This is a genomic window from Burkholderia sp. F1 (genome assembly GCF_050813845.1).
Classification (GTDB): Bacteria; Pseudomonadota; Gammaproteobacteria; order Burkholderiales; family Burkholderiaceae; genus Burkholderia; species Burkholderia ubonensis.
Genome location: NZ_CP172422.1, coordinates 2,364,746 through 2,385,883 on the forward strand (window position 1 = coordinate 2,364,746; position 21,138 = coordinate 2,385,883).

The window sequence follows — 21,138 nt, forward strand, 5'->3', positions numbered from 1 at the left end:
AAGTCGGATCGTGTCGATCGTAGCATGGCACCACGGCGTCAACTTAGCGGGCGGCAACCTCGGCCATCGCTGCAATCCGCACGGATAGGCCGACGACGCTCGAGAAACTGTTCGCGTACGACGACACCGCAGGTGAGCCGGACGGGATTCGCGTTCTTGCAACCAATTGCAGGATTGAATCATCCGATGCGGGGTTCACTTGACGACGGACGTTCGCTCGTCGACGGGTGACGACCTGAAGCGGACTAACGTGTCCTCAACCTTCGAATGCCGCCTTCGGGAAGTCATGCTGCGTGGCTGGAAGCACCTAATAGAGCATCCGCCGTAACGACGGTGCAGTATTCGGAATGCATATTGGCCAGCGACATGGCGTGAACCTCTTCGGCGCTTCGGGGCGTGCCATTCCAGTCCGCGCGTGCGAACGTGAAGCAGCCGTCAGCCACGAGCCAGGTACGGAAGCCAAGATTGCCGGCCATGCGAACGGTCGCCTCGACCGAATTGTTGGTGATGACGCCTGCCACGACCAGCGCGTCGTGGCCGCCAGCCCGAAGCCGGGCTTCCAGGTCGGTTCCGATGAACGCGCTGTTCGTCTGTTTCGGGATGACGGGTTCGCCGGCCACCGGGACCGCCTCCGGTTTGAATTCGTGTCCTGGCTGGCCCGGCCGGTAGTGAGACTCCGGGTTTGTGGAGTCGTGCCGAACATGCCATACCGGCCAACCCTGGCTGCGCCAATGGACAAGCAATCGGCGAACCTGCGTCTCCGCATGAGGGTTGTTTCGTTCGCCCCAACTCGGATGGTCAATCGCTCGCTGCAGGTCAATCAACAAGAGGACGGCGCCAGGAGACGGAAGAAGTGAGCGCATGTGTCGTGGTAGTGGAAACTTCAAATCGATTCGGGGTTCTGTGCCTGATTGGCGGACGTCGCTAATGCGACAGGCAACTTTACAACATGGCGGCCACACCACTGGATTCGCCCAGACCCGCAAGCCGCTCGACGCGCACAATGCAGCTCAGGCCATCGGCCGCCCGCATCATCGATTCATCGGCTGATTGTGCACGGCGGACAACTCGGATCGAGTGACATCTTGCCGAACCCCGGGCTACGAAAATCCCCCTTGCAGATACCTGTCCCCCTGGCAGTGGTTGAATTCGGTTGCCTAAAATGAATTCAGCCAATTCGCTCCGTCGGGAGGTAGCCATGAAATTCATGCTGACGTTCACGTGGGCTCCGGACACGCTATCCCGGGCGGCAGCCATCGAGCGATTTCAGAAGACCGGCGGACTTCCGCCGGCGGGCGTCAAGCTGCTCGGCCGCTGGACACGAGCGGACCTGAGCGGCGGGTTCGATTTGCTCGAGACCGACGATGCGAAGACGCTGACCGAATTCGCGTACATGTGGAGCGACCTGATGGAGCTCGATATCGCGCCGGTGATCGAAGATGCCGAACTGGGCGAGGTCTTCGAGCGTGTAATGAAGTAAATCCGGTCGGAGCTCACGCCCCTCCCGCGCGACGCCTCTCGAACATCGATGAACTCGGGGGTGATGTGAGCCGTCGCTACCGCCTCCCTGCGGTCAAACGGCCTCCCAGAAGGCGGCCATTCAATTTAGAGAGGCATTGTCGCTTGCGCACGCTTAACCCGGCCTTGCCATACAGGCGCCAGATACGTTTGTGATTTGACCCTGACCCAAGAAATAGTCAGGGTCACTATGTCAGTCGGATGTCGGCGCCTGCATAGCCAGGGCCTCGACGTTCATGCTCCAAGACGCTGTTTGCGCATTCCATCCATTCCGGAAATACAGCTGCGTCCATCGGCGTTCCGTTCCCATTTGAGTCGCCCCAAAGAGCAAGATTGCCGAGGAGCGCACCCAATGCATCCGGTTTATCGAGTCGCATCCATTCTCGCTGGAGAAACTCGAACATGACCAGGTAGGCTTGACGCAAGGTAACTGCGGATTCCATTGAAGTAGCCCCCATGTTTTCCTCGATTCGATTGAAAACGGGAGTCTAACTCTACCGACCGTTCATGGGCCGCTGTCAGCCTTTATCGCACCCCGACTCATTCGGCTCTTGCTCGTCTCCGGAAAGGAGGTCAGATAGTTCGGACGGGGAAAGCTGCTTCATTTTCTTCTCTAGCTTGCGATCGTATTGCCGATCGTTCGGCTCCGAGGTCTGGGCCTTGCGGGCGTATTGCTGCACGAAGCGACCGAGCTCGGCAGCTAGCCGAGATTTTGTGCGTTTCGTAGTCATTTATCGATCTTGCGCTGCTCCAAGTCATGCCTGCTGTACACGTGTACATCGACTGTCAACGATTCAAATACTGACGTCGAGCGACTGTTTCTGGTCAAACTTAGTCGGCGTGATCGATACGTGCAGCATGGGATGACCATAGCGCCTGGAACGCTTCCAACGTGGTTTCCCGCGCATCGAACTGGGGATCGGCGTTTATCTCGGCCAACGAAGGCACCGGAATTTCTCCAAGCTCCGTTCCGAGCATCGACCTCGTTGCGTCGGCAAACCCCACTCGCCCGTCGCGAAAAAATTCGAGCTTGCGCACCTCATAACGGTCCTGGTCAAGCAAGGAAATCAGACGGACCGGCTCCGCTTCGAAAGCGTGCTTCCACGCAACGTCGATTGCAATCAATTCATCTCTCATTGACCTCTCTCCGTACGCGTCAAAGTAACTGCTTTGGGCGTTCGACCGCCCGATTGTCGGCGATTCAGGCAACGAGCACCAGTGACCGCATCTGGCCTCACTGCGTCCGACGACGGTGCGCGAAGATCGTCTGCGGCGTTCGTGTCATGCAAAACGCATAAACCGACCGACGAAACGCTCATGGCGATGTCATCTTCGATGGCCATTGGCGGCCCGGCCAACTTTCGACGAACTGTGTTCGCCATGAGGCAATGCCGAGGTCGGCGCTGCGAACGGAAACAATCGTAACAACGTCCTGGTTTGCGAGCATCGGCGATGCGCCAAAAGCAGCGCGCGCAATCGCATGTGTACCCTGTTCGGTTTGTAGCATCGGGGATCCGCTTACAACGGAAATAGTGGTAACAGTGCGAGGCGCATCGCCCGACGATCCGACATGCCTGATGCTACTCATCGTGACACCGCTTCGCATGACCGAAGGGACCGACAACGTTGCACGCTGGATTTGTTCCAGCTCCGTCAGCTTCGACGCAAGAAATCGATTTACGTACGGACTCGCGAGCAGTATGAGGCCGGCGAAGGCGCCCAGCGCGACCCAGTGCTTTCTGCGAACCTGAACAACGCGTGCCTGCTTCGTGGAGACTCGAACGACGAGACTCGAGACTGCCAGGTCTTGCAACGATTGTCGGCTAGGCCGGTTGAACGCGAGCAGGTATACCAGCGCTGCGCCCCACAGAAATACGGCGAATGAGTTAACCCGTGAGATCCATGCCGCATGAGGTGAATTCAGCGCCGGGAGGTCGACAAACGCGATACCGCCGAGAACGGTCGGAACAGCAACAATTGCATAGCGCAGGCACGCTTGTGTCATGCTCAGCGTTGCAATCCCGTCCGCGTCACATCTGATGACCTTGATTTTTAACGCCTGCTTTCCGAATGACTGACTCCGTCCGGCATGGCCTTCCATCAAACCGAAATAAATCGAGCCGATTAGAAACCCAATCAACCGCCCCCACTGTCCAATTGCGGCCAACTGATCAAAGAATAAAATGGCCAGTGCCAGTCCGATCAGCCCAAGCACGATGCAATCGATGCCAAACGCCGCCGTCCTGCGCCAAAACCCGGCGACGTCGTCACAGCGACCTCCCACGCTTTCGTCTACCGCATTTTCACTTGTCGTCATGTCTTTCTATTTGTATCTATTTTTCCTGGACGTCGCGCCGAGCGCACGACGATTGTCAAAAGGAAAAGGCGATTTCGCCGATAATCTTCGTGTCAGATTCCGAAACTCGGTCAGATATAAAGGTTTCAATTTGGCAAGGACATCCTTTCGCCGGGATATCATGCCGACTCGCCATCGGAGCACTCCGCGTTCGACGCTTGCCAGCGAAGCGCGGTGGCGCACTCGCATTCCTGCGGTCGATGGCAGGCATCGACAAATCCTAACCGAATTCGGCGCCACCTTCCTGATTTGATCCCTCTTCAGCGGCGCAGGCGTTGCAGCCGAGTTGGCAGACAGCGGACCATCAAGTGCAACGCCATTGGGACCAGTACGCCATCGTCCACAATCCCGACGAATGGAACAGCGAAATTGAAAGGATCGATCGCGTACAGCGCGACCAAAGCGATCGCGGGAATCAGCCATCCAGGGCGTTCGGGATGCCACATCGCATACCCGAGTATGCGCAGATCGTTCCTTACAATTTTCCAAAGCAAAGCGATTCTTTTCATTCCGACGGTTCCTTCTACCTGAACCGATGAGTGCTGTTCAAGCAAACCCCTCGAAATCACGTTCATCGAACGGCTCGCCGAGTTCGCCCGACGTGCATAGCCATTCGATCGCCTGCTCCAGTCCGTCCCCGGCCACAAAGATCGACTCGCTTTCTCTCGGCAGGACCAATACCCGATCAGGAAGGTCCGGATGAAAGATCAGCTCGTCACCCACCGTGGTATCGCCGATGACGATCGCGCGAGACGCCGCGTCCTTGGTCAGAACACTTCGGCCCGCATCCCAGAACCAGTATCGATCGATGCGCGCCCGCCATTCTTCAAGCTCCGCCAGGATTTTCCGGGGCGGATAAATTCGAACGAAATCGCCGCCGAGGACGCCTTCGCCAAACCGCGTAATGTACGCCGCATAGTCTTTCGGAAACCTTGTCTGCAGCTTCTCTTCGGCCGCGCTGACCTCCGCCGATGTGGGGCAAGCAGAAGCGGCCTTACGCACGATGATTCGATTGAACATTCACACTCCCGTTAGCGAAAGTCGATTATCGCCAAAATGGGGTCTTCTTTGAACAATCACCAAGCCCAGGTTCGACGAACGCCGTTCGCATCAAGCGAATCCCGGCAGCGGGTCAGGCGCGCCAACAAAGCGCAACTCCCCCGACTCCCCCGCCAGCAATGCCCGATTCGCATCCGCCGCCGCACGCAGGTAATCCCACAGCGCAGTCACCCGCCGCAATTTCCGCAAATCCTCCCGGCAAGTCAGCCAGAAGCACCGCGTCACGACCACCTCATCCGCCAACACCGGCACGAGCGCCGGCTGCTGCGCGGCGATGAAGCAAGGCAGGATCGCCAGCCCCCCGCCCTGCAGCGCCGCGAAATACTGCGCGATCACGCTCGTCGTGCGCAGCCCCGCCGTCGCCCCGGGCACCGCGCGTTCCAGATACAGCAGCTCACTGCTGAACGCGAGATCGTCGACGTAGCTGATGAACGTGTGCGCGGCAAGATCACCCACGCCCGTAATCGGCGCATGATTCGCCAGATACGCCCGCGTCGCATAAAGCCGCAACTGGTAATCGCACAGCTTCGTGCACACGTAAGGCCCGCGCTCAGGCCGCTCGAGCGTGATCGCGAGATCGGCCTCGCGCTTCGTCAGGCTGACGAAGTGCGGCACCGGCAGCAGGTCGACCGTCACATGCGGATGCGCGGCGCGGAACTGCGCAAGCTGCGGCGCAAGAAAAAAGCACCCAAAGCCTTCCGTCGAACCGATCCGCACGTGCCCTGACAACGCATGCCCGGTATTGGCGACCTGGTCGCAGGCCGACTGCACGGTCGTCTCCATCGCGTCCGCATACGCGACGAGCCGCTGCCCCTCCGCGGTCAGCACAAACCCGCCGGAACGCGACTTGTCGAACAGCAGCGTGCCCATCGCCTCCTCCAGCGCGCGGATGCGCCGGGCGACGGTCGTGTAGTCGACGCCAAGGCGCTTCGCGGCGCCGCTCGCGCGCTGCGTGCGCGCCACTTCCAGGAAAAACCGCAGGTCGTCCCAGTTCAGGTTGCCGGATACCGGCTCGGGGTGGTGTCGCATCGGCAGGCGGGGTTCAGGCGGGAGGGTCTCCGGGCCGGCCGTCGATATGCAAATTTGCACATCCGACCGGATTCTTTGTCGGTACTACAGGATTCTGCGCATAACTATACTCGACCGGGACCCGCGGACCACGAGCCGCGGGCAAATAACGATGGAGACGCCATGCAGACCCGATCCACCCTTGACGAGCACGCGGAGCTTGCCGCGCCTGCGCCCACCCGAACCGCGAAGGACCACCTGCTGGCCGGCTGGGCCAGCATGACCGGCACGACGATCGAGTGGTACGACTTCTTCCTGTACGGCACCGCCGCCGCGCTGGTCTTCAACCGCATCTTCTTCCCGTCGCTCGACCCGGTGGTCGGCACGCTCGCCGCGTTCGGCACGTTCGCGGTCGGCTTCATCGGCCGGCCGATGGGCGGCATCCTGTTCGGCCACTTCGGCGACCGCATCGGCCGCAAGTCGATGCTGATGATCACGCTGCTGCTGATGGGCGTGCCGAGCATGATCATCGGGCTGATCCCGTCGTACGACAGCATCGGCTACGGCGCGGCCGCGCTGCTGATCGCGATGCGCTTCCTGCAGGGGATGGCGGTCGGCGGCGAATGGGGCGGCGCGGTGCTGATGGCCGTCGAGCATGCGCCCGAAGGCCGCAAGGGGTTGTTCGGCAGCCTGCCGCAGACGGGCGTCGGCCTCGGGCTGATCCTGTCGTCGCTCGCGATGACCGCAGTCGCCAGGCTGCCCGATGCGGACATGCTGTCGTGGGGCTGGCGCATCCCGTTCCTCGCGAGCATCGCGCTCGTCGGCCTCGGCGCGTTCATCCGCGCGAAGGTGCCGGAATCGCCGGACTTCGAGAAGATGAAGCATCAGGGCAAGGCGGTGAAATCGCCGGTGCTCGAAGCGATCCGCCGGCATCCGCGCGAGGTGCTGACGATCGTCGGCGCGCGCGCCGCCGAGAACACGTGGTTCTACATGGTCGTCACGTTCGCGCTCGCGTATGCGACGCAGCAGCTGCACCTGCCGAAAGCCGCCATGCTGGAGGCGATCACGGCAGGCGCCGCGCTGTCGCTCGTGACGATGCCGCTGTGCGGGCACCTGAGCGACCGCATCGGCCAGCGCCGGATGTTCGCGATCGGCCTCGTGCTGATGTGCGCGTTCGTCGCGCCGTTCTTCATGATGCTCGGCACGCGGCAGACGTCGATCGCGTGGTGGGCGATCGTGCTCGGCCTCGGCGTCGTGTTTCCGATCCTGTATGCGCCGGAGTCGCTGCTGTTCGCCAGGCAATTCCCGGCGGAGATCCGCTACAGCGGGATCTCGCTGTCGGTGCAACTCGCCGGCGTGCTCGGCGGCGGCTTCTCGCCGATGATCGCGACGTCGCTGCTGAAGACGGGCGGCGGCCAGCCGCATTACGTGATCGTCTACCTCGTCGGGCTCGGCGTGTTCGCGCTGATCTGCACGGGGCTGATGCGCCGCGCGAGCGACTGACCGCGCGGTCCGCGCCGCTCCCCATTCGTTGGCCTGCCGGCCGGCGCGCATGCGCGCCGGTCGCGGGCGCCTCCTTTCATTGCATTGCCGCCATTCGTAACCGCTACTTTCGGAGATTGTTCATGAACGCCGCCGTACCTCAAGCCACCGTCGCGCTGCCCACCGCCAAACTGCTGATCGACGGCCAGTTCGTCGAATCGCAAACCCGCGAATGGGGCGACATCGTCAACCCCGCGACTCAGGAAACGATCGGCCGCGTGCCGTATGCGACCGTCGACGAGGTCGACGCCGCGATCGCGTCCGCGCAGCGCGCGTTCCAGACCTGGAAGACCACGCCGATCGGCGCGCGGCTGCGCATCATGCTGAAGTTCCAGGATCTGGTGCGCCGCGACCTCGAACGCATCGCGAAGACGCTGACCGCCGAACAGGGCAAGACGCTGCCCGACGCGCAGGGCGACATCTTCCGCGGCCTCGAAGTGGTCGAGCACGCGTGCTCGATCGGCACGCTGCAGCTCGGCGAATTCGCGGAAAACGTCGCGGGCGGCGTCGACACCTACACGCTGCGCCAGCCGATCGGCGTGTGCGCGGGCATCACGCCGTTCAACTTCCCCGGGATGATCCCGCTGTGGATGTTCCCGATGGCGATCGTGTGCGGCAACACGTTCGTGCTGAAGCCGTCGGAGCAGGACCCGCTGTCGACGATGCAGCTCGTCGAGCTCGCGATCGAGGCCGGCGTGCCGCCGGGCGTGCTGAACGTGGTGCACGGCGGCAAGGTCGCGGTCGACCGGCTGTGCACGCATCCGGACGTGAAGGCGATCTCGTTCGTCGGCTCGACGCGCGTCGGCACGCACGTGTACAACCTCGGCAGCGAGCACGGCAAGCGCGTGCAGTCGATGATGGGCGCGAAGAACCACGCGGTCGTGCTGCCCGACGCGCATCGCGAGCAGACGCTCAACGCGCTCGCCGGCGCGGGCTTCGGCGCGGCGGGCCAGCGTTGCATGGCGACGTCGGTGGTCGTGCTGGTGGGCGCCGCGCGCGACTGGCTGCCGGAGCTCGTCGAGAAGGCGAAGCAGTTGAAGGTCAACGCGGGGCACGAGGCCGGCACCGACGTCGGCCCGGTCGTGTCGAAGGCCGCGCACGCGCGCATCACGGGGCTGATCGACGCAGGCGTGAAAGCCGGCGCGACGCTGCTGCTCGACGGCCGCGACGTGAAGGTGCCGGGCTACGAGCAGGGCAATTTCGTCGGCCCGACGATCTTCTCGAACGTGACGACCGACATGTCGATCTATCAGGAAGAGATTTTCGGGCCGGTGGTGGTCGTGCTCGAAGCCGACACGCTCGACGACGCGATCGCGCTCGTCAACCGCAACCCGATGGGCAACGGCGTCGGCCTGTTCACGCAGAGCGGCGCGGCGGCGCGCAAGTTCCAGAGCGAGATCGACGTCGGCCAGGTCGGCATCAACATCCCGATCCCGGTGCCGGTGCCCTACTTCAGCTTCACCGGCTCGCGCGGCTCGAAGCTCGGCGATCTCGGCCCGTACGGCAAGCAGGTCGTGCAGTTCTACACGCAAACCAAGACCGTCACCGCGCGCTGGTTCGACGACGACGCGACGTCGGGCGGCGTCAACACCACGATCGCGCTGCGCTGACGCGGGGAGCCGGAACATGGAAATCGCATTCATCGGGCTCGGCAACATGGGCGGCCCCATGGCCGCCAACCTGCTCAAGGCCGGCCACGCGCTGACGGTGTTCGATCTCGACGCGCAGGCGGTCGACGCCGCGGTGCGCGCGGGCGCGACGGCCGCCGGCTCGCCGCGCGACGCGGCGGCGCGCGCCACGCTCGTGATCACGATGCTGCCGGCAGCGCCACACGTGCAACAGGTCTATCTCGGCGACGACGGCGTGCTCGCGGGCGCGCGCGCCGGCGCGACGCTGATCGACTGCAGCACGATCGACCCCGGCACGGTGCGCGCGATCGCCGACGCGGCCGCGCGGCAGGACCACCCGCTTGCGGACGCGCCGGTGTCCGGCGGCACCGCCGGCGCGCAGGCCGGCACGCTGACCTTCATGGTCGGCGCTGACGCCGCGCTGTTCGAGCGGATCCGCCCGGTGCTGCTCGACATGGGGAAGAACGTCGTGCACTGCGGCGGCACCGGCACCGGCCAGATCGCGAAGATCTGCAACAACCTGCTGCTCGGCATCTCGATGATGGGCGTGTCGGAGGCGATGGCGCTCGGCGCGGCGCTCGGCATCGAGCCCGCGGTGCTGGCCGGCATCATCAACACGTCGACCGGCCGCTGCTGGAGCTCGGACAGCTGCAACCCGTACCCGGGCGTGCTGCCCGCGGCACCCGCCGCGCGCGGCTACAGCGGCGGCTTCGCCGCGAACCTGATGCTGAAGGACCTCGGACTCGCGACCGAAGCCGCGCGGCAGGCGCGCCAGCCGGTGTGGATGGGCGCGCTCGCGCAGCAGCTCTACCAGTCGATGAGCCAGCAGGGGTTGGGCGGACTCGACTTCTCCGCGTGCGTGAAGCTGTACGAGGCGCAGGCCGCCTGACGGCGGGACGGCGGCGGGCGGCGGGCGGCGTCAAGCGCCGCCCGCCGCCGCGGATTGCCGGAATCGCTCAGCCGCGCGGGTTCGTCGCGGTCTCGAAGGTCGGGTGGCACTCGAACGCGAGTTCGGAGCGGCCGCTCACGCCGCGGCCGGCGCTCAGCGACTCCTGCTTCATGCTGGCGCGCATCCCGCGCTGCGAGCAGAAGTTCATCGCCTCGTTGACCGCGTTCTCGTGCGCGGTCGCCCAGTTGGTCGACATGCCGACCGCGTGCGTCGACACGGTGAACACGTTCGGATTCGACGTCGACGCGACATCGGACGTGATCGAGCAGGCAGCGAGCGGGCAGGCGGCGGCCACGAGCGGCAGCCAGCGCAGGGATCGGAAAGGAACAGGGTTCGTCATGGGAAGCGGTTATGCGCCGGATCGCCGGCATTTCACATCATTTCCGCAAGTATGCCCGCTCATTCACCGAAGATCATGCCCCGTAAAGTGAACAGATTGTTTCCAATGATTAAACGATGACCGATCGGCACCGTAGCGCCCGTCGGTCGGTGTTCCAGATTACGAAAGAATCAAACTTTTTTTGATTTAAATTAAAAATGTTTGACGCAAGCATTTCAATGAGCTAATTTCTGCGCAAGCTTACGGAAAGAAACGGCGCGGCGCAGCGTGAACAAAGATCGCCGTTTCGCCCGGCTCCCATGACGCAAACCTGACGGACGACGCATCGCCCGGCCCGCGCCGACGCGATCGGCCGCAACCGGTTTGTCGACAACACGTCGTCCGGTCGAGTCCTGTCGTCCTCATCCGCGCGTTCGTGCCCGCCGGCAGTGCAGCGAAGCAGGCAGCTACTAGACAGCAGCAAGACAAGCAGCATCGATTCATTCCGTTCAATCCTGTCGGGGGGAGTATCGGCATGTCCAAATTGATTCGCACTGCTTCGTTTAAAGCGACCGTCCTCGGTGCGGCGCTGGCCGGCCTCGCCACCGCCGCACACGCGCAAACCGCGCCCGTGCCCGGGCCCGCCGATGCGGTGAACCAGCTGATCGTCAAGTTGCGCGCCGCCAAGACGCTGTCCGCCGCATCGGCCGCGACCGCCGCGCACGCGGACGTCCAGGCGGTCATCGATCGCGTGCTCGCGGCCCGCCGCACGCGCGCAGCCGGCCAGGCGTTCGGCGCCGCCGCCGCCTCGGCGCCCGGCAATCCGGCCGACCCGGCCGCCGGCATCCGCATCAAGCGCGACATGTCGGGCGGCGCGACGGTGCTTTCGCTGCAGCGTCGCGTGTCGCTCGCCGAGGCCGAAGGGCTCGCCCGCGACTTCGCGGCGGACGGCGCGATCGAGTACGCGGAGCCGGACGCGCGGATGTATCCGCTCCTCGTGCCGAACGACACGCGCTACGGCGAGCAGTGGGGCTACTTCAGCCCGGCGGGCGGCGCGAACCTGCCGAAGGCGTGGGATCGCACGACCGGCTCCCCGAACATCGTCGTCGGCGTCATCGATACCGGCTATCGCCCGCATGCGGATCTCGCCGCGAACCTGGTGCCCGGCTACGACTTCATCTCCGATCCGGCGACCGCGAACGACGGCAACGGCCGCGACAACAACGCGTCGGATCCGGGCGACTGGGTGACCGCGCAGGAAGATGCCGACCCGAACGGCCCGTTCTACGGCTGCGGCGCGCGCAACAGCTCGTGGCACGGCACGCACGTCGCAGGCACGATCGGCGCGGTGACGAACAACGGCTACGGCGTCGCGGGCATCTCCTGGGTCGGCAAGGTGCAGCCGGTGCGCGTGCTCGGCAAGTGCGGCGGGACGGTGAGCGACATCGCCGACGGCATGCGCTGGGCCGCGGGCCTGCCCGTGCCGGGCGCGCCGGCGAACCCGACGCCGGCGAAGGTGCTGAACCTGAGCCTCGGCGGCAACAGCCGCACCTGCAGCGCGACGTACCAGAACGCGATCAACGCGATCACGGCGCGCGGCGCGAACGTCGTCGTCGCGGCCGGCAACAGCGGCGGCCCGGTCGCGAACAGCCAGCCCGCGAATTGCCAGGGCGTGATCGCGGTCGCCGCGGTCAACAGCAGCGGCGTGCGCGCGAGCTTCAGCAACTACGGCCCGGCCGTGAAGATCGCGGCGCCCGGCGTCGGCATCCTGTCGACGCTCAATGCCGGCACGACGTCGCCGGGCGCGGACAGCTACGCGAGCTACAACGGCACCAGCATGGCGACGCCGCACGTCGCGGGCACCGTCGCGCTGATGCTCGCGGTCAATCCGGCGCTCACGCCGGCGCAGGTCCTGCAGCGGCTGCAGTCGAGCGCGCGGCCGTTCTCGAGCGGCTCGAACTGCTCGACGAGCACCTGCGGCGCGGGGCTGCTCGACGCCGGCAACGCGGTCGCCGCCGCCGCGAAGTAAGCGAACGCGGACGTTGCGGGCGACCGGCGCACGCTGCCGTCGCATGCAACGCCCGCGTCGCGGTGCTGCCGGCCGCTGATGTCGCGCCGGCGGCGCCGAAGCAACGCGTCGCGAACGCGCCCGGCCTGGTCCGGGCGACGCCGCGCACGCGCCGTGGCCGGCGACGTCCGCCGGCCCGTTATGCACCCGCCGTCCCGCCCGGGACGCGCGTTTCCACATGAGCATCGAAAACTAGAAGAACGAGGACAACAATGCGATTTCAACGAACCGAACCGCGGCGCGCGTGGCTTGCCGCGCTGGTGGCCGCCGCGACGCTCGCCGCCGCAGGCGTGCCGGGCGCATCCGCGCTCGCGCAAGGCCGACAGGAGGGGGCCGCCGCGCTCGCGGCCGACGCGAAGCAACTCGCCGCGCGCTTCTCGCCGTCCGGCGTGCCGTATGCCGACCTGTCGGGCAGCCGCTACCGGCCCGTGATCCAGAACGGCCAGGTGCAGCCGTCGCTGTCGGGCGGCACGATCACCGAGGAGGCGTGGGTCGAGACGCCCGTCGATTCCGACGGCGACGGCGCGAAGGACCGGATTCACGTGCGCATCGTGCGGCCGTCCGAAACCGCGTCGGGCGCGCGCACGCCGGTGATCGTGCTGGCGAGCCCCTACTACAACAACCTCGCCGACAGCCCGAACCACAATGTCGACGTCGAGCTCGACGGCACGCCGCATCCCGCCGCTTCCGGCGCCGCGCGCATCATGGTCGCCGCGCCGCAGACGCGGATCCTGCAGCAGGTCGAAGCGGCCGCCGCGGGGCGTTCGTGGATCGAGGGGTATTTCGTGCAGCGCGGCTTCACGATCGTGTATGCGGATTCGCTCGGCACCGCCGGCTCGGACGGCTGTCCGACGATCCTGACGCGCGACGAATCGGTGGCGATGGCGTCGGTGATCCACTGGCTCGGCCGCGGCGCGAGCGCGAAGGACGCGAGCGGCAAGCCGGTCGTCGCGAGCTGGTCGACGGGCCACGTCGGCATGTACGGCGTGTCGTACGACGGCACGCTGCCGAAGATGGTCGCGAGCCTGCGCACGCGCGGCCTCGACGCGATCGTGCCGGTCGCCGGCCTGTCGAACATGTACGGCTACTACCGCTCGGGCGGGCTCGTGCGGGCGCCCGACGGCTACCAGGGCGAGGACGTCGACGTCTACATCAAGGCGCTGCTGACGAACCCGCATCCGGAACGCTGCACGCGCCTGGTCGACGACGCGCTGAAGAAAGAGGACCGCACGACGGGCGATTATTCGGCGTTCTGGGCCGCGCGCGACATTCCGACCGCGCTCGCGGTTGCGCCCGCGCTCGTCGCGCAGGGGCTGACCGACGACAACGTCAGGGTCGACCAATCGACGTCGTGGTACCTCGCGATGCGGCGCCAGGGCGTGCCGGCGCAGTTGTGGCTGCACCGCTTGAAGCACACCGATCCGACCCGCGTGCCGGCGATGGCCGACGCATGGACCGCGCAGGTGAACCGCTGGTTCACGCGCTACCTGCTCGGCTACGGCAACGGCGTCGAGCGCGACCCCGGCGCGGTGATCGAGCAGGCGGACGGCACGCTGCTGAAGGATGCGAGCTGGCCCGCGCGTGGCGCGGCGAACGTCGCGTATTTCGCGGGCGGCGACGGCGCGGGCACCGGCACGCTGCTGCGCATGCAGTCCGGCGGTCCGCTCGTGAAGTTCACCGACGATGCGCGCATCCCCGCGCTCACGCTGGCGAACACGGCGACCGGCGAGCATCGCTCCCGCTTCGAGACGGCGCCGCTCGCGAGTGCGACGCGGATCTCGGGCACCGCGACCGCGCGCGTGCGGCTGACGTTCTCGGCTGTAGCAAACGTGACCGCGCTGCTGGTCGACCGTGCGCCGGACGGCAGCGCGAAGATCGTCACCCGCGCGTGGACCGATCCGCGCAACCGCCTGTCGAGCTGGTTCTCGGAGCCGGTCCTGCCCGGCATGCCGTACGACCTGCACCTGACCTTCATGCCGCGCGACTACCGGCTCGAAGCGGGCCATCGGCTCGGGCTCGTCGTGCTGTCGAGCGACAACGAGGCGACGCTGCGGCCGACGCCCGGCACCGAGCTGACGCTCGATCCGGCCGGCACGTCGGTGACGGTGCCGCAGTTGCCGATCTGACGGAAAACGCGCCCTTGCGAACACGCATCGGCGCGTGAACGAGACGAAACGCCGGCCGCCGGCCGGCGTTTCGTCCATCGATGTCCCCGCCCTCACCCACCTCATTGCGGCAAACAACGTGACGCCGCGCGCCGGTCCGGCGCCATTCGTTTTCCGAATGACTTCCACCCGAATATTTAATTTCCCATTGCCGCGCCCGCCGCCCATACTCGCGGACGAATCCGGCCAATAACACCCGCGGCATCCGGGCCCGAACCGCGCGCACGCGCCGCATGCGCACGCGCCCCACATGGAAGGAGACCTCCGCGTGCCACCCGAAGCCACTCGCCGCGCCGGCCTCGCGCGCCGCCTTGCCTCACGTTTCGGCCGCTCGCGATGCAGGACGACCTAGGCGCGACCCGGCCGCACGACGCTGCCGCCGGCGTGCTCGAGGCGCTCGACGCGCGGCTGATGCGGCTCCTGCTCGTGCTGCTGACCGAGCGCACGGTCTCGCGCGCGGCGGTGCGCCTGAACCTGTCGCAGCCGGCGACGAGCGCGGCGCTCAAGCGCTTGCGCACGCTGCTCGGCGATCCGCTGCTGGTGCGCAGCCGCTACGGGATGGTGCCGACCGAGTTCGGCGCGCGCCTCGTCGAGCCGCTGCGCAACGCGCTGCGCGTGATCGACTTCATCCGCAACCAGCAGCCGAGGTTCGACGCGCGCACGTCGGTGCGCACCTACCGGATCGGCTGCCCCGACTACCTGAACGTGCTGTTCGTGCCGAAGCTCGTCGCGCTGTTCCGCGAGCACGCGCCGCATGCGAGGCTGGTGTTCCATCCGCTCGGCGACGGCTTCGACGCCGAACGCGCGCTCGCCGACGGCGAGCTCGACGTCGTGATCGACAACCGCCCCGCCCGTGCGTCGCGATTCCGGCAGGACGACCTGTTCGACGACCGCGTCGTCTGCCTGATGCGCGCCACGCATCCGCTCGCGAAGCGCGGGACGATGACGGCCGCCGACTACGCGCACGCGCCGCAGCTATGCCCGACGCCGTCGTGGCTCGAAGCGTCCGGCGCGATCGACCGGCAGCTCGAACGCGTCGGCCTGCAGCGCCGGATCGCGGTCACGCTGCCGCATTTCGAGCTCGCCGCGCATGCGCTCGTCCGCTCGGACCTGATCCTCACCACCACGGTTCGCCTCGCGCGGCATTACGCGAAGCTGCTGCCGCTCGCGGTCGTCGCGCTGCCGGCTCAGCCGCCGGACATCGTCTACCGGATGACGTGCGACGAAGCCGGGCCATGCGTCGACGGCGTGCGCTGGCTGCGCGCGCTGATCGCGCAGGCGACGCGCGGCTGGCTGGACGCCGACGCGGCGCTGCCGGCCGTCGCGGCAATCAGCGCAGCGGCGATGCAGGCTGCGCCGACGGAGGAGCCCGCGCGGCGTCACGAGCGGCGACGCGAGCCGCGCTGCGGGAAACGACGCCCGGCGACCATCGCTCGCGCGCATCGCGGCGCGCCGAAAGCGCATTGATCGCGACGCTCGGCGCGGCAACGCGTGTGCAACGCCCCACGCGCATCATGCGTCATCCCTGCTTCATCGGTTGCGCAAGCAACTTCATCACGACGACCGCGCCGACGAGCGCAAACACGCCGCTCAACACCAGCGCATCGGCAAACCCGCTCGCGAACGCCGCGGGCGCGGCCGCCGCCAGCGCCTTCGCCGCCTGCGGCGGCACGCGCTCGAGCGCGCGCGCCAGATCGCCGGCCAGCAGGCTCGACATGAACGGCGCATCGACGACGCGCCCCAAGCCGGGGGTCGCCGCGACCAGCCGGTCGAGCTGCGCGTGCGCGCGCGCGGCGAGCACCGCGCCGAGCACGCCGACCGCCGTCACGATCGCGGAGAAGCGCGTCGTCGTGCTGATGCCGGACGCCATCCCGGTGCGGTGCGGCGGCACGCACGCCATGATGGCCTTCTGCGTGTCGCCGTTCATGATGCCGGCGCCGCATCCCGTCACCCACATCCCGAGCGCGACGAGTCGATAGTCGCCGCTCGCGGTGAGCGCCGCGGTCAGCAGGTTGCCCGCGCCGATCAGCGCAAGCCCGCCGGCCAGCACGCCGCCGGACGACACGCGCGCCGCCAGCGCCGCGCCGAACGACGGCCCGACGATCATCGCGAACGCGAACGGCAGCATGCCGAGCCCCGCGTCGATCGCCGACATGCCGAACGCGTTCTGCAGATACAGCGGCAGGAACGTCATCATCACCTGCGCGCACGCCGCGTAGCCGAACATCGCCAGCACCGCGCCAACGAAGCGCGGCGCGCGGAACAGCGCGAGGTCGATCATCGGCCGCGCCTGCCAGCGCTCCGCGGCGACGAAGCCCGCGAACAGCGCGGCGCCGAGCGCGAAGCGGCCGAGCGTGCCCGGCGACAGCCAGCCGTGCGACGGCGCGTCGATCAGCGCGGCGATCCCGCATGCGAGCGCCGCGCCGAACAGCAGGCTGCCGACGGCGTCGACGCGCTTCGCGTGCGGATCGCGCGACTCGTCGATCGCGACGCGCGCGCCCGCGGCCAGCAGCGCGCACGCCGGCAGGTTGAGCAGGAATACCCAGCGCCAGCCGATCCACTGCGTGATCGCGCCGCCGACGAGCGGCGCGATCGCGGTTGCGACACCCATGCACATCCCCCAGATTGCCCATGCGCGCGCGCGCTCGCGCCCTTCCGGAAAGCGGTTCGCGATCACCGCGAGCGCCGCCGTCAGCAAGAGCGCCGCGCCGCCGCCCTTGACCGCGCGCGCGGCGATCAGCCAGCCGGCCGACGGCGCGAGCCCGCAGCCAAGCGACGCGACGAAGAAGATCGCGAGGCCCGTGGCCAGCATCCGCTTGCGGCCGAAGCGGTCCGCGAGCCCGCCGGCGGGCAGCAGGCACGCGGCGAACGCGGTCATGTACGCGCTCACGACCCACTCGATGTCGGCGAAGCTCGCGTGGAAGCTGCGCGCGATGCTCGGCAGCGACACGGCGACGACGTTGGTATCGAGCACGATCAGCGAACAGGTCGCTGACGCGACGGCAAGCGTCGCGGCGGCAGGCAGGCGGGCGGCGGCGCGCGGCGCGGCCGGCGCCGGGGAAGACTGGGACATCGGAGGCTCCGGTGCAGGATGGACGAGGGCCTGTTCACGCGAATAACAGGCCCTCGTATGCTAGGCTTGGCCCGTATTGCCCGTCATTGATATTCCCACGCAGTTTTATTGACGATTTCCGCAATCATGGACCGGCTCGAATTCCGTCACGTCCGCGCGTTCCTCGCCGTCGCGCGCCATCTCCACTTCGCCCGCGCGGCCGACGAGCTCGACATGGCGCCGCCGGCGCTCACGCGGCAGATCCAGGAAGCGGAACGGCTGCTGGGCGTGCGCCTCTTTCACCGGTCGCGGCGCGCGGTCGCGCTGAGCGCCGCGGGCGAAGCCTACCTCGGCGAAGCGAGCGCCGCGCTCGAGCACCTGCAGCGCGGCCGCGAGCTCGCGGCGCTGGCCGAGCGCGGCGAACTGGGCCGGATCGAGGTCGGCTACGTGTCGTCGGCGGTCTATTCGGGCACGCTGCAGCGCACGGTCGGCGCGTTTCGCGCCGCGCATCCGCGCATCGAGCTCAACCTGCGCGAGGTGCCGATGGACGACGTCGCGAAGCAGATCGACGCGGGGCGGCTCGACGTCGCCTACGTGCGGCCGCCGCTGCCGCTGCCCGGCGAACTCCGCGCGGTCACGCTGCAGCGCGACGTGTTCGTCGCGGCGGTGCCGGCCGATTCGGCGTTCGCCGCGATGGCGACGATCAAGACCGCCGCGCTGGCCGGCGCGCGCTTCGCGGTGCCCGAGCAGGAGCTCGGCACGCTGGAAGTCGCGCGCCGCGGACGCTTCGCGCCCGTGATCGCCGCGCGCCCGGGCGGGCTGCTCGCGGTGCTGGCCTGCGTGTCGGTGAACGGCTGGGTCGCCGTGATTCCGGACGCGCTCGCCCGTTGCGTGTCGCTGCCGGGCGTCGTCTACCGGCCGCTCGCGGGCAAGCCGATCATGTCCGAGCTCGCGCTCGCGTGCCGGCGCTTCGAGAAAGGGCCGGCCGTGCGCGCGTTCCTGCGGGTCGTGGCGCGGCCCGATTGGTCCGGATGAGCGCCGGCCGGACCCGCGCGGCGACGGCCCGGCGCGCGGGTCGCCTGGAGCGTGCCATGCACTTTTGCCTCGAGATCATGTTTGCGAGCCTGACCAGTCTTGACCGTCTGGCCTGCAGCACCCGCGACATGCCGTTCGTGCCGGCTGTAATAGAATTGCTGACGCCCTTCCCACCGCCCCGTAGAGGCGGCCGACGAATCCGAGAACGCCTCCCCTGAACCAGTCGCATGAGCACCGACACCTCAACCGTAACGACCTGCCCTGTCCGCAAGCGTCTGGCCTTGCGCCGCAACGACTGGAAGTTCCCTGATGCCGGCCTGAATCATTGGCTGGAAATTCAGCGCGATCCTTTGAAGTGGCTGGCCGACATGCATCGGACCTCGCCCGATCTCGCGAGCCTGCGGATGGGGGTGAAGCGGCTCTGGTGCCTGTTTCATCCCGAGGCGATCCGTGATCTGATGGTCTCCCATCGCGCCGACCTGCGACGCTGGGAACCCAGCCTGTGCATCATGCGCCAGTGGAACGGGTCCAGTTTCATGATGAAGGAAGGCGAAGCGGCACGTCGTCAGCGCCAGACGGTGCGCCCGCACATTCAGTCGCCTGCCGTACAGGAGATCCAGCGCATCGCCCGACACTGGTCGGCGCATATCGTGCCCGGCCAGGTGGTCGACCTGGATTTGGAAATGGCCGCCTACAGCGTCACGCTGGCCGGCCATGCATTGTTCGACATCGATCTTGGTCCGAATGCGGAGACCATTGCCAAAGCCGTGCGTATCCTGTCGCGCGTCGCATTGCTCGAAACCAGCACGGGGCTCCCCCTTGGTCACTGGTTTCCCAGCAAGATGTGCCCGCGCAAGCGTTGGGCCCTCCGCGTGATGCGTTCGCAGATCGACCAGGTCGTCAACGAATCGCAACGCCCGCTGGTCATGCATCGCGACGACCTCGCCACGCTGCTGATGGCCTCCCACCAGGCCACCGGCGCAACGCTGGCTTGGGCGCAACTGCTGCTGGCCCGGCATCCCGAGGTGCTGGCCGCGCTACGCAAGGAGCTCGCCGCGATCGACTGGTCCGGCGTGAATCAATTGCAGGACCTGCACCGGGCTCCGTTGCTGCGCGCCGTGATTCAGGAAACCCTGCGCCTGTACCCGCCGGCTTATGCGCTGGTGCCGCGCCAGCTATCGCGCTCCATGACCGTGTCGGGAACACGGCTCGCGCGCGGCGATATCGTGATGGTTTCCAGCTGGATCACGCATCGCGACGCACGCTGGTTTCCCGAGCCCGATGCGTTCCGGCCCGAGCGCTTCCTGGAAGCCCCGACCTGGCCGCAGGGTGCGTATTTTCCATTTGGCGTCGGCGATCGAACCTGTCCCGGCACCGGAATGGCCATGATGGACCTGGCCGTATCGCTGGCTTACTGGGTCGAGCACTGGGACATGACGATCCTGGGGCCGGCGACCCCGCAAGGCTGGTTCTCCCTTCGCCCCAAAAATGCCCGAGTGCGCCTTGAACCGCGCATGCGTGTCGATCGCGAGCTGAACGAGTCGCCGCGCCGCGAGATGTTCGATCAGCTGGATCGACCCGTCGAATCTTCTATCGGCAACCAGATTTCAAGCACCCCGGTACCCGCAACAGGATCGAAGTCCTCGCTGTAGCGTTCGAACTCGGGAGCCTCCGCCGCCTTCAACCCCGACGTCGGCAGCCACCCGTTCCAGATGCTGTAGAAAGTCTGATGAACCGTCGATATATGCCCGCGATGTTCAAAGACCGCATAACGTTGCGGTTCAATTTCGACGCAACGAAACAAGGCGGGCAACCGGTCGCGACGCTTCACCTTCACGCCTGCGACATATTCGAAGCTGCCATCCGCATCCGGGTTGCAGCATACCCCGTAGGTCACGCCGCCGATCTGGTCGGGTATGTTGCCGATGTATGGGATGAAGGTTTGCCAAAGAGCCGGAATCCCTTCATTGGTTTCAAAAGTAAATCGACCGCTCATCCCCGCGATCAACAGCTTTCCGGAGACTTCGAAGCGTGGCGGTGCAACGTCGACGATTTTCAGTTCTTTCATGCGCAACGGCTCCACTAGAGACAGGCCATCGAGACTGCGCCGCGCGCGCACTTCATCGGGCGTCACGCCGAAGAGATCGCGGAAGGCGCGGGTAAACGCCTCATGAGAGCCATATCCGGCATCGAGCGCGACGTGAAGGATATCGGGTGCGCGTTGCGCCAGCGTCCGTGCCGCACGCGTCAGCCGCCTGGACCGGACGTAGCGCATCACCGGCCAACCGGTACTCATCGAGAAGTTGCGCGAAAAACCGAAGCGGGTCATTCCGCAACTGGCGGAAATTCTGTCGAGCGTCAGTTCGTTACCCAGTTCGTTTTCGATAAACCACAGCGCTTTTCCAACCGGATTCATGGCCTGCCCCAAAAGGTGTCGGA

Annotated in this window: 19 protein-coding genes; 9 read left to right on the top strand and 10 right to left on the bottom strand. The window is 66.6% G+C overall.

Annotated elements, in window-relative coordinates:
* Positions 1-284 precede the first annotated feature (284 nt).
* A complete protein-coding gene (locus ACFIMZ_RS29100) occupies positions 285-827 on the bottom strand; it encodes a cysteine hydrolase family protein (protein ID WP_431822920.1) in 543 nt (180 codons plus the stop codon).
* A gap of 371 nt (positions 828-1,198) precedes the next feature.
* Here ACFIMZ_RS29100 and ACFIMZ_RS29105 point away from each other — a divergent pair, with 371 nt between their 5' ends.
* Entirely contained in the window at positions 1,199-1,480 is a 282-nt protein-coding gene (locus ACFIMZ_RS29105; RefSeq protein ID WP_431822921.1) for a DUF3303 domain-containing protein, read from the top strand.
* Between the two features lie 556 nt (positions 1,481-2,036).
* On the opposite strand, the gene ACFIMZ_RS29110 is transcribed toward ACFIMZ_RS29105, so the two are convergent.
* The 6 genes from ACFIMZ_RS29110 to ACFIMZ_RS29135 form a co-directional block, all read right to left on the bottom strand.
* Complete coding sequence (locus tag ACFIMZ_RS29110) at positions 2,037-2,249, bottom strand: hypothetical protein (protein ID WP_431822922.1); 213 nt, start codon at positions 2,247-2,249, stop codon at positions 2,037-2,039.
* A 100-nt stretch (positions 2,250-2,349) separates the two neighbouring features.
* The gene (locus ACFIMZ_RS29115; RefSeq protein WP_431822923.1) at positions 2,350-2,655 is read right to left on the bottom strand and encodes a DUF6881 domain-containing protein; all 306 of its coding nucleotides are present in this window, start codon (positions 2,653-2,655) and stop codon (positions 2,350-2,352) included.
* A 178-nt stretch (positions 2,656-2,833) separates the two neighbouring features.
* The gene (locus tag ACFIMZ_RS29120; RefSeq protein ID WP_431822924.1) at positions 2,834-3,835 is read right to left on the bottom strand and encodes an RDD family protein; all 1,002 of its coding nucleotides are present in this window, start codon (positions 3,833-3,835) and stop codon (positions 2,834-2,836) included.
* A gap of 299 nt (positions 3,836-4,134) precedes the next feature.
* Complete coding sequence (locus ACFIMZ_RS29125; protein WP_431822925.1) at positions 4,135-4,383, bottom strand: hypothetical protein; 249 nt, start codon at positions 4,381-4,383, stop codon at positions 4,135-4,137.
* Positions 4,384-4,420: 37 nt separating this feature from the next.
* The gene (locus ACFIMZ_RS29130; RefSeq protein ID WP_431822926.1) at positions 4,421-4,894 is read right to left on the bottom strand and encodes an SMI1/KNR4 family protein; all 474 of its coding nucleotides are present in this window, start codon (positions 4,892-4,894) and stop codon (positions 4,421-4,423) included.
* Positions 4,895-4,984: 90 nt separating this feature from the next.
* Positions 4,985-5,962 carry a LysR family transcriptional regulator gene (locus ACFIMZ_RS29135; protein ID WP_431822927.1) on the bottom strand — a complete coding sequence of 326 codons (978 nt, stop codon included), beginning with the start codon at positions 5,960-5,962 and terminating at the stop codon, positions 4,985-4,987.
* 162 nt (positions 5,963-6,124) lie between these two features.
* Between ACFIMZ_RS29135 and ACFIMZ_RS29140 the strand changes: the two genes are divergently transcribed.
* From ACFIMZ_RS29140 to mmsB, 3 genes are all read left to right on the top strand, one after another.
* Entirely contained in the window at positions 6,125-7,444 is a 1,320-nt protein-coding gene (locus tag ACFIMZ_RS29140; protein ID WP_431822928.1) for an MFS transporter, read from the top strand.
* Positions 7,445-7,566: 122 nt separating this feature from the next.
* On the top strand, positions 7,567-9,093 hold the full coding sequence (locus tag ACFIMZ_RS29145; protein ID WP_431822929.1) for a CoA-acylating methylmalonate-semialdehyde dehydrogenase: 1,527 nt from the start codon (positions 7,567-7,569) through the stop codon (positions 9,091-9,093).
* Between the two features lie 16 nt (positions 9,094-9,109).
* Complete coding sequence (gene mmsB / locus ACFIMZ_RS29150; protein WP_431822930.1) at positions 9,110-10,000, top strand: 3-hydroxyisobutyrate dehydrogenase; 891 nt, start codon at positions 9,110-9,112, stop codon at positions 9,998-10,000.
* 67 nt (positions 10,001-10,067) lie between these two features.
* Here mmsB and ACFIMZ_RS29155 read toward each other — a convergent pair whose 3' ends face one another.
* Positions 10,068-10,400: a hypothetical protein gene (locus tag ACFIMZ_RS29155; RefSeq protein ID WP_431822931.1), complete on the bottom strand. Its 333-nt coding sequence runs from the start codon at positions 10,398-10,400 to the stop codon at positions 10,068-10,070.
* Positions 10,401-10,914: 514 nt separating this feature from the next.
* Here ACFIMZ_RS29155 and ACFIMZ_RS29160 point away from each other — a divergent pair.
* The 3 genes from ACFIMZ_RS29160 to ACFIMZ_RS29170 all read left to right on the top strand — a co-directional run bounded on the left by ACFIMZ_RS29160 (position 10,915) and on the right by ACFIMZ_RS29170 (position 16,079).
* Positions 10,915-12,408: a S8 family peptidase gene (locus ACFIMZ_RS29160; protein ID WP_431822932.1), complete on the top strand. Its 1,494-nt coding sequence runs from the start codon at positions 10,915-10,917 to the stop codon at positions 12,406-12,408.
* Between the two features lie 251 nt (positions 12,409-12,659).
* Positions 12,660-14,573: a Xaa-Pro dipeptidyl-peptidase gene (locus tag ACFIMZ_RS29165; RefSeq protein ID WP_431822933.1), complete on the top strand. Its 1,914-nt coding sequence runs from the start codon at positions 12,660-12,662 to the stop codon at positions 14,571-14,573.
* 375 nt (positions 14,574-14,948) lie between these two features.
* On the top strand, positions 14,949-16,079 hold the full coding sequence (locus ACFIMZ_RS29170; RefSeq protein WP_431822934.1) for a LysR family transcriptional regulator: 1,131 nt from the start codon (positions 14,949-14,951) through the stop codon (positions 16,077-16,079).
* A 52-nt stretch (positions 16,080-16,131) separates the two neighbouring features.
* On the opposite strand, the gene ACFIMZ_RS29175 is transcribed toward ACFIMZ_RS29170, so the two are convergent.
* Positions 16,132-17,685: an MFS transporter gene (locus ACFIMZ_RS29175; RefSeq protein ID WP_431822935.1), complete on the bottom strand. Its 1,554-nt coding sequence runs from the start codon at positions 17,683-17,685 to the stop codon at positions 16,132-16,134.
* Between the two features lie 126 nt (positions 17,686-17,811).
* On the opposite strand from ACFIMZ_RS29175, the gene ACFIMZ_RS29180 reads away from it, so the two are divergent.
* Together ACFIMZ_RS29180 and ACFIMZ_RS29185 are read left to right on the top strand one after the other, a co-directional pair.
* The gene (locus tag ACFIMZ_RS29180; protein WP_431822936.1) at positions 17,812-18,699 is read left to right on the top strand and encodes a LysR family transcriptional regulator; all 888 of its coding nucleotides are present in this window, start codon (positions 17,812-17,814) and stop codon (positions 18,697-18,699) included.
* A gap of 227 nt (positions 18,700-18,926) precedes the next feature.
* Positions 18,927-20,351 (top strand): cytochrome P450, encoded by a 1,425-nt coding sequence (locus ACFIMZ_RS29185; RefSeq protein ID WP_431822937.1) that lies wholly within the window; start codon positions 18,927-18,929, stop codon positions 20,349-20,351.
* Here the strand turns inward: ACFIMZ_RS29185 and ACFIMZ_RS29190 are convergent.
* Positions 20,264-21,115: an AraC family transcriptional regulator gene (locus ACFIMZ_RS29190; RefSeq protein WP_431822938.1), complete on the bottom strand. Its 852-nt coding sequence runs from the start codon at positions 21,113-21,115 to the stop codon at positions 20,264-20,266. The two genes, ACFIMZ_RS29185 and ACFIMZ_RS29190, sit on opposite strands and share 88 nt — an antisense overlap.
* Positions 21,116-21,138: the final 23 nt, after the last annotated feature.

Excerpts from the sequence above, each read along its gene's own strand:
- ACFIMZ_RS29105 (WP_431822921.1), top strand. The coding sequence starts at position 1,199 with ATGAAATTCATGCTGACGTTCACGTGGGCTCCGGACACGCTATCCCGG.
- ACFIMZ_RS29110 (WP_431822922.1), bottom strand. The coding sequence starts at position 2,249 with ATGACTACGAAACGCACAAAATCTCGGCTAGCTGCCGAGCTCGGTCGC.
- ACFIMZ_RS29115 (WP_431822923.1), bottom strand. The coding sequence starts at position 2,655 with ATGAGAGATGAATTGATTGCAATCGACGTTGCGTGGAAGCACGCTTTC.
- ACFIMZ_RS29120 (WP_431822924.1), bottom strand. The coding sequence starts at position 3,835 with ATGACGACAAGTGAAAATGCGGTAGACGAAAGCGTGGGAGGTCGCTGT.
- ACFIMZ_RS29125 (WP_431822925.1), bottom strand. The coding sequence starts at position 4,383 with ATGAAAAGAATCGCTTTGCTTTGGAAAATTGTAAGGAACGATCTGCGC.
- ACFIMZ_RS29130 (WP_431822926.1), bottom strand. The coding sequence starts at position 4,894 with ATGTTCAATCGAATCATCGTGCGTAAGGCCGCTTCTGCTTGCCCCACA.
- ACFIMZ_RS29135 (WP_431822927.1), bottom strand. The coding sequence starts at position 5,962 with ATGCGACACCACCCCGAGCCGGTATCCGGCAACCTGAACTGGGACGAC.
- ACFIMZ_RS29140 (WP_431822928.1), top strand. The coding sequence starts at position 6,125 with ATGCAGACCCGATCCACCCTTGACGAGCACGCGGAGCTTGCCGCGCCT.
- ACFIMZ_RS29145 (WP_431822929.1), top strand. The coding sequence starts at position 7,567 with ATGAACGCCGCCGTACCTCAAGCCACCGTCGCGCTGCCCACCGCCAAA.
- mmsB (WP_431822930.1), top strand. The coding sequence starts at position 9,110 with ATGGAAATCGCATTCATCGGGCTCGGCAACATGGGCGGCCCCATGGCC.
- ACFIMZ_RS29155 (WP_431822931.1), bottom strand. The coding sequence starts at position 10,400 with ATGACGAACCCTGTTCCTTTCCGATCCCTGCGCTGGCTGCCGCTCGTG.
- ACFIMZ_RS29160 (WP_431822932.1), top strand. The coding sequence starts at position 10,915 with ATGTCCAAATTGATTCGCACTGCTTCGTTTAAAGCGACCGTCCTCGGT.
- ACFIMZ_RS29165 (WP_431822933.1), top strand. The coding sequence starts at position 12,660 with ATGCGATTTCAACGAACCGAACCGCGGCGCGCGTGGCTTGCCGCGCTG.
- ACFIMZ_RS29170 (WP_431822934.1), top strand. The coding sequence starts at position 14,949 with ATGCAGGACGACCTAGGCGCGACCCGGCCGCACGACGCTGCCGCCGGC.
- ACFIMZ_RS29175 (WP_431822935.1), bottom strand. The coding sequence starts at position 17,685 with ATGTCCCAGTCTTCCCCGGCGCCGGCCGCGCCGCGCGCCGCCGCCCGC.
- ACFIMZ_RS29180 (WP_431822936.1), top strand. The coding sequence starts at position 17,812 with ATGGACCGGCTCGAATTCCGTCACGTCCGCGCGTTCCTCGCCGTCGCG.
- ACFIMZ_RS29185 (WP_431822937.1), top strand. The coding sequence starts at position 18,927 with ATGAGCACCGACACCTCAACCGTAACGACCTGCCCTGTCCGCAAGCGT.
- ACFIMZ_RS29190 (WP_431822938.1), bottom strand. The coding sequence starts at position 21,115 with ATGAATCCGGTTGGAAAAGCGCTGTGGTTTATCGAAAACGAACTGGGT.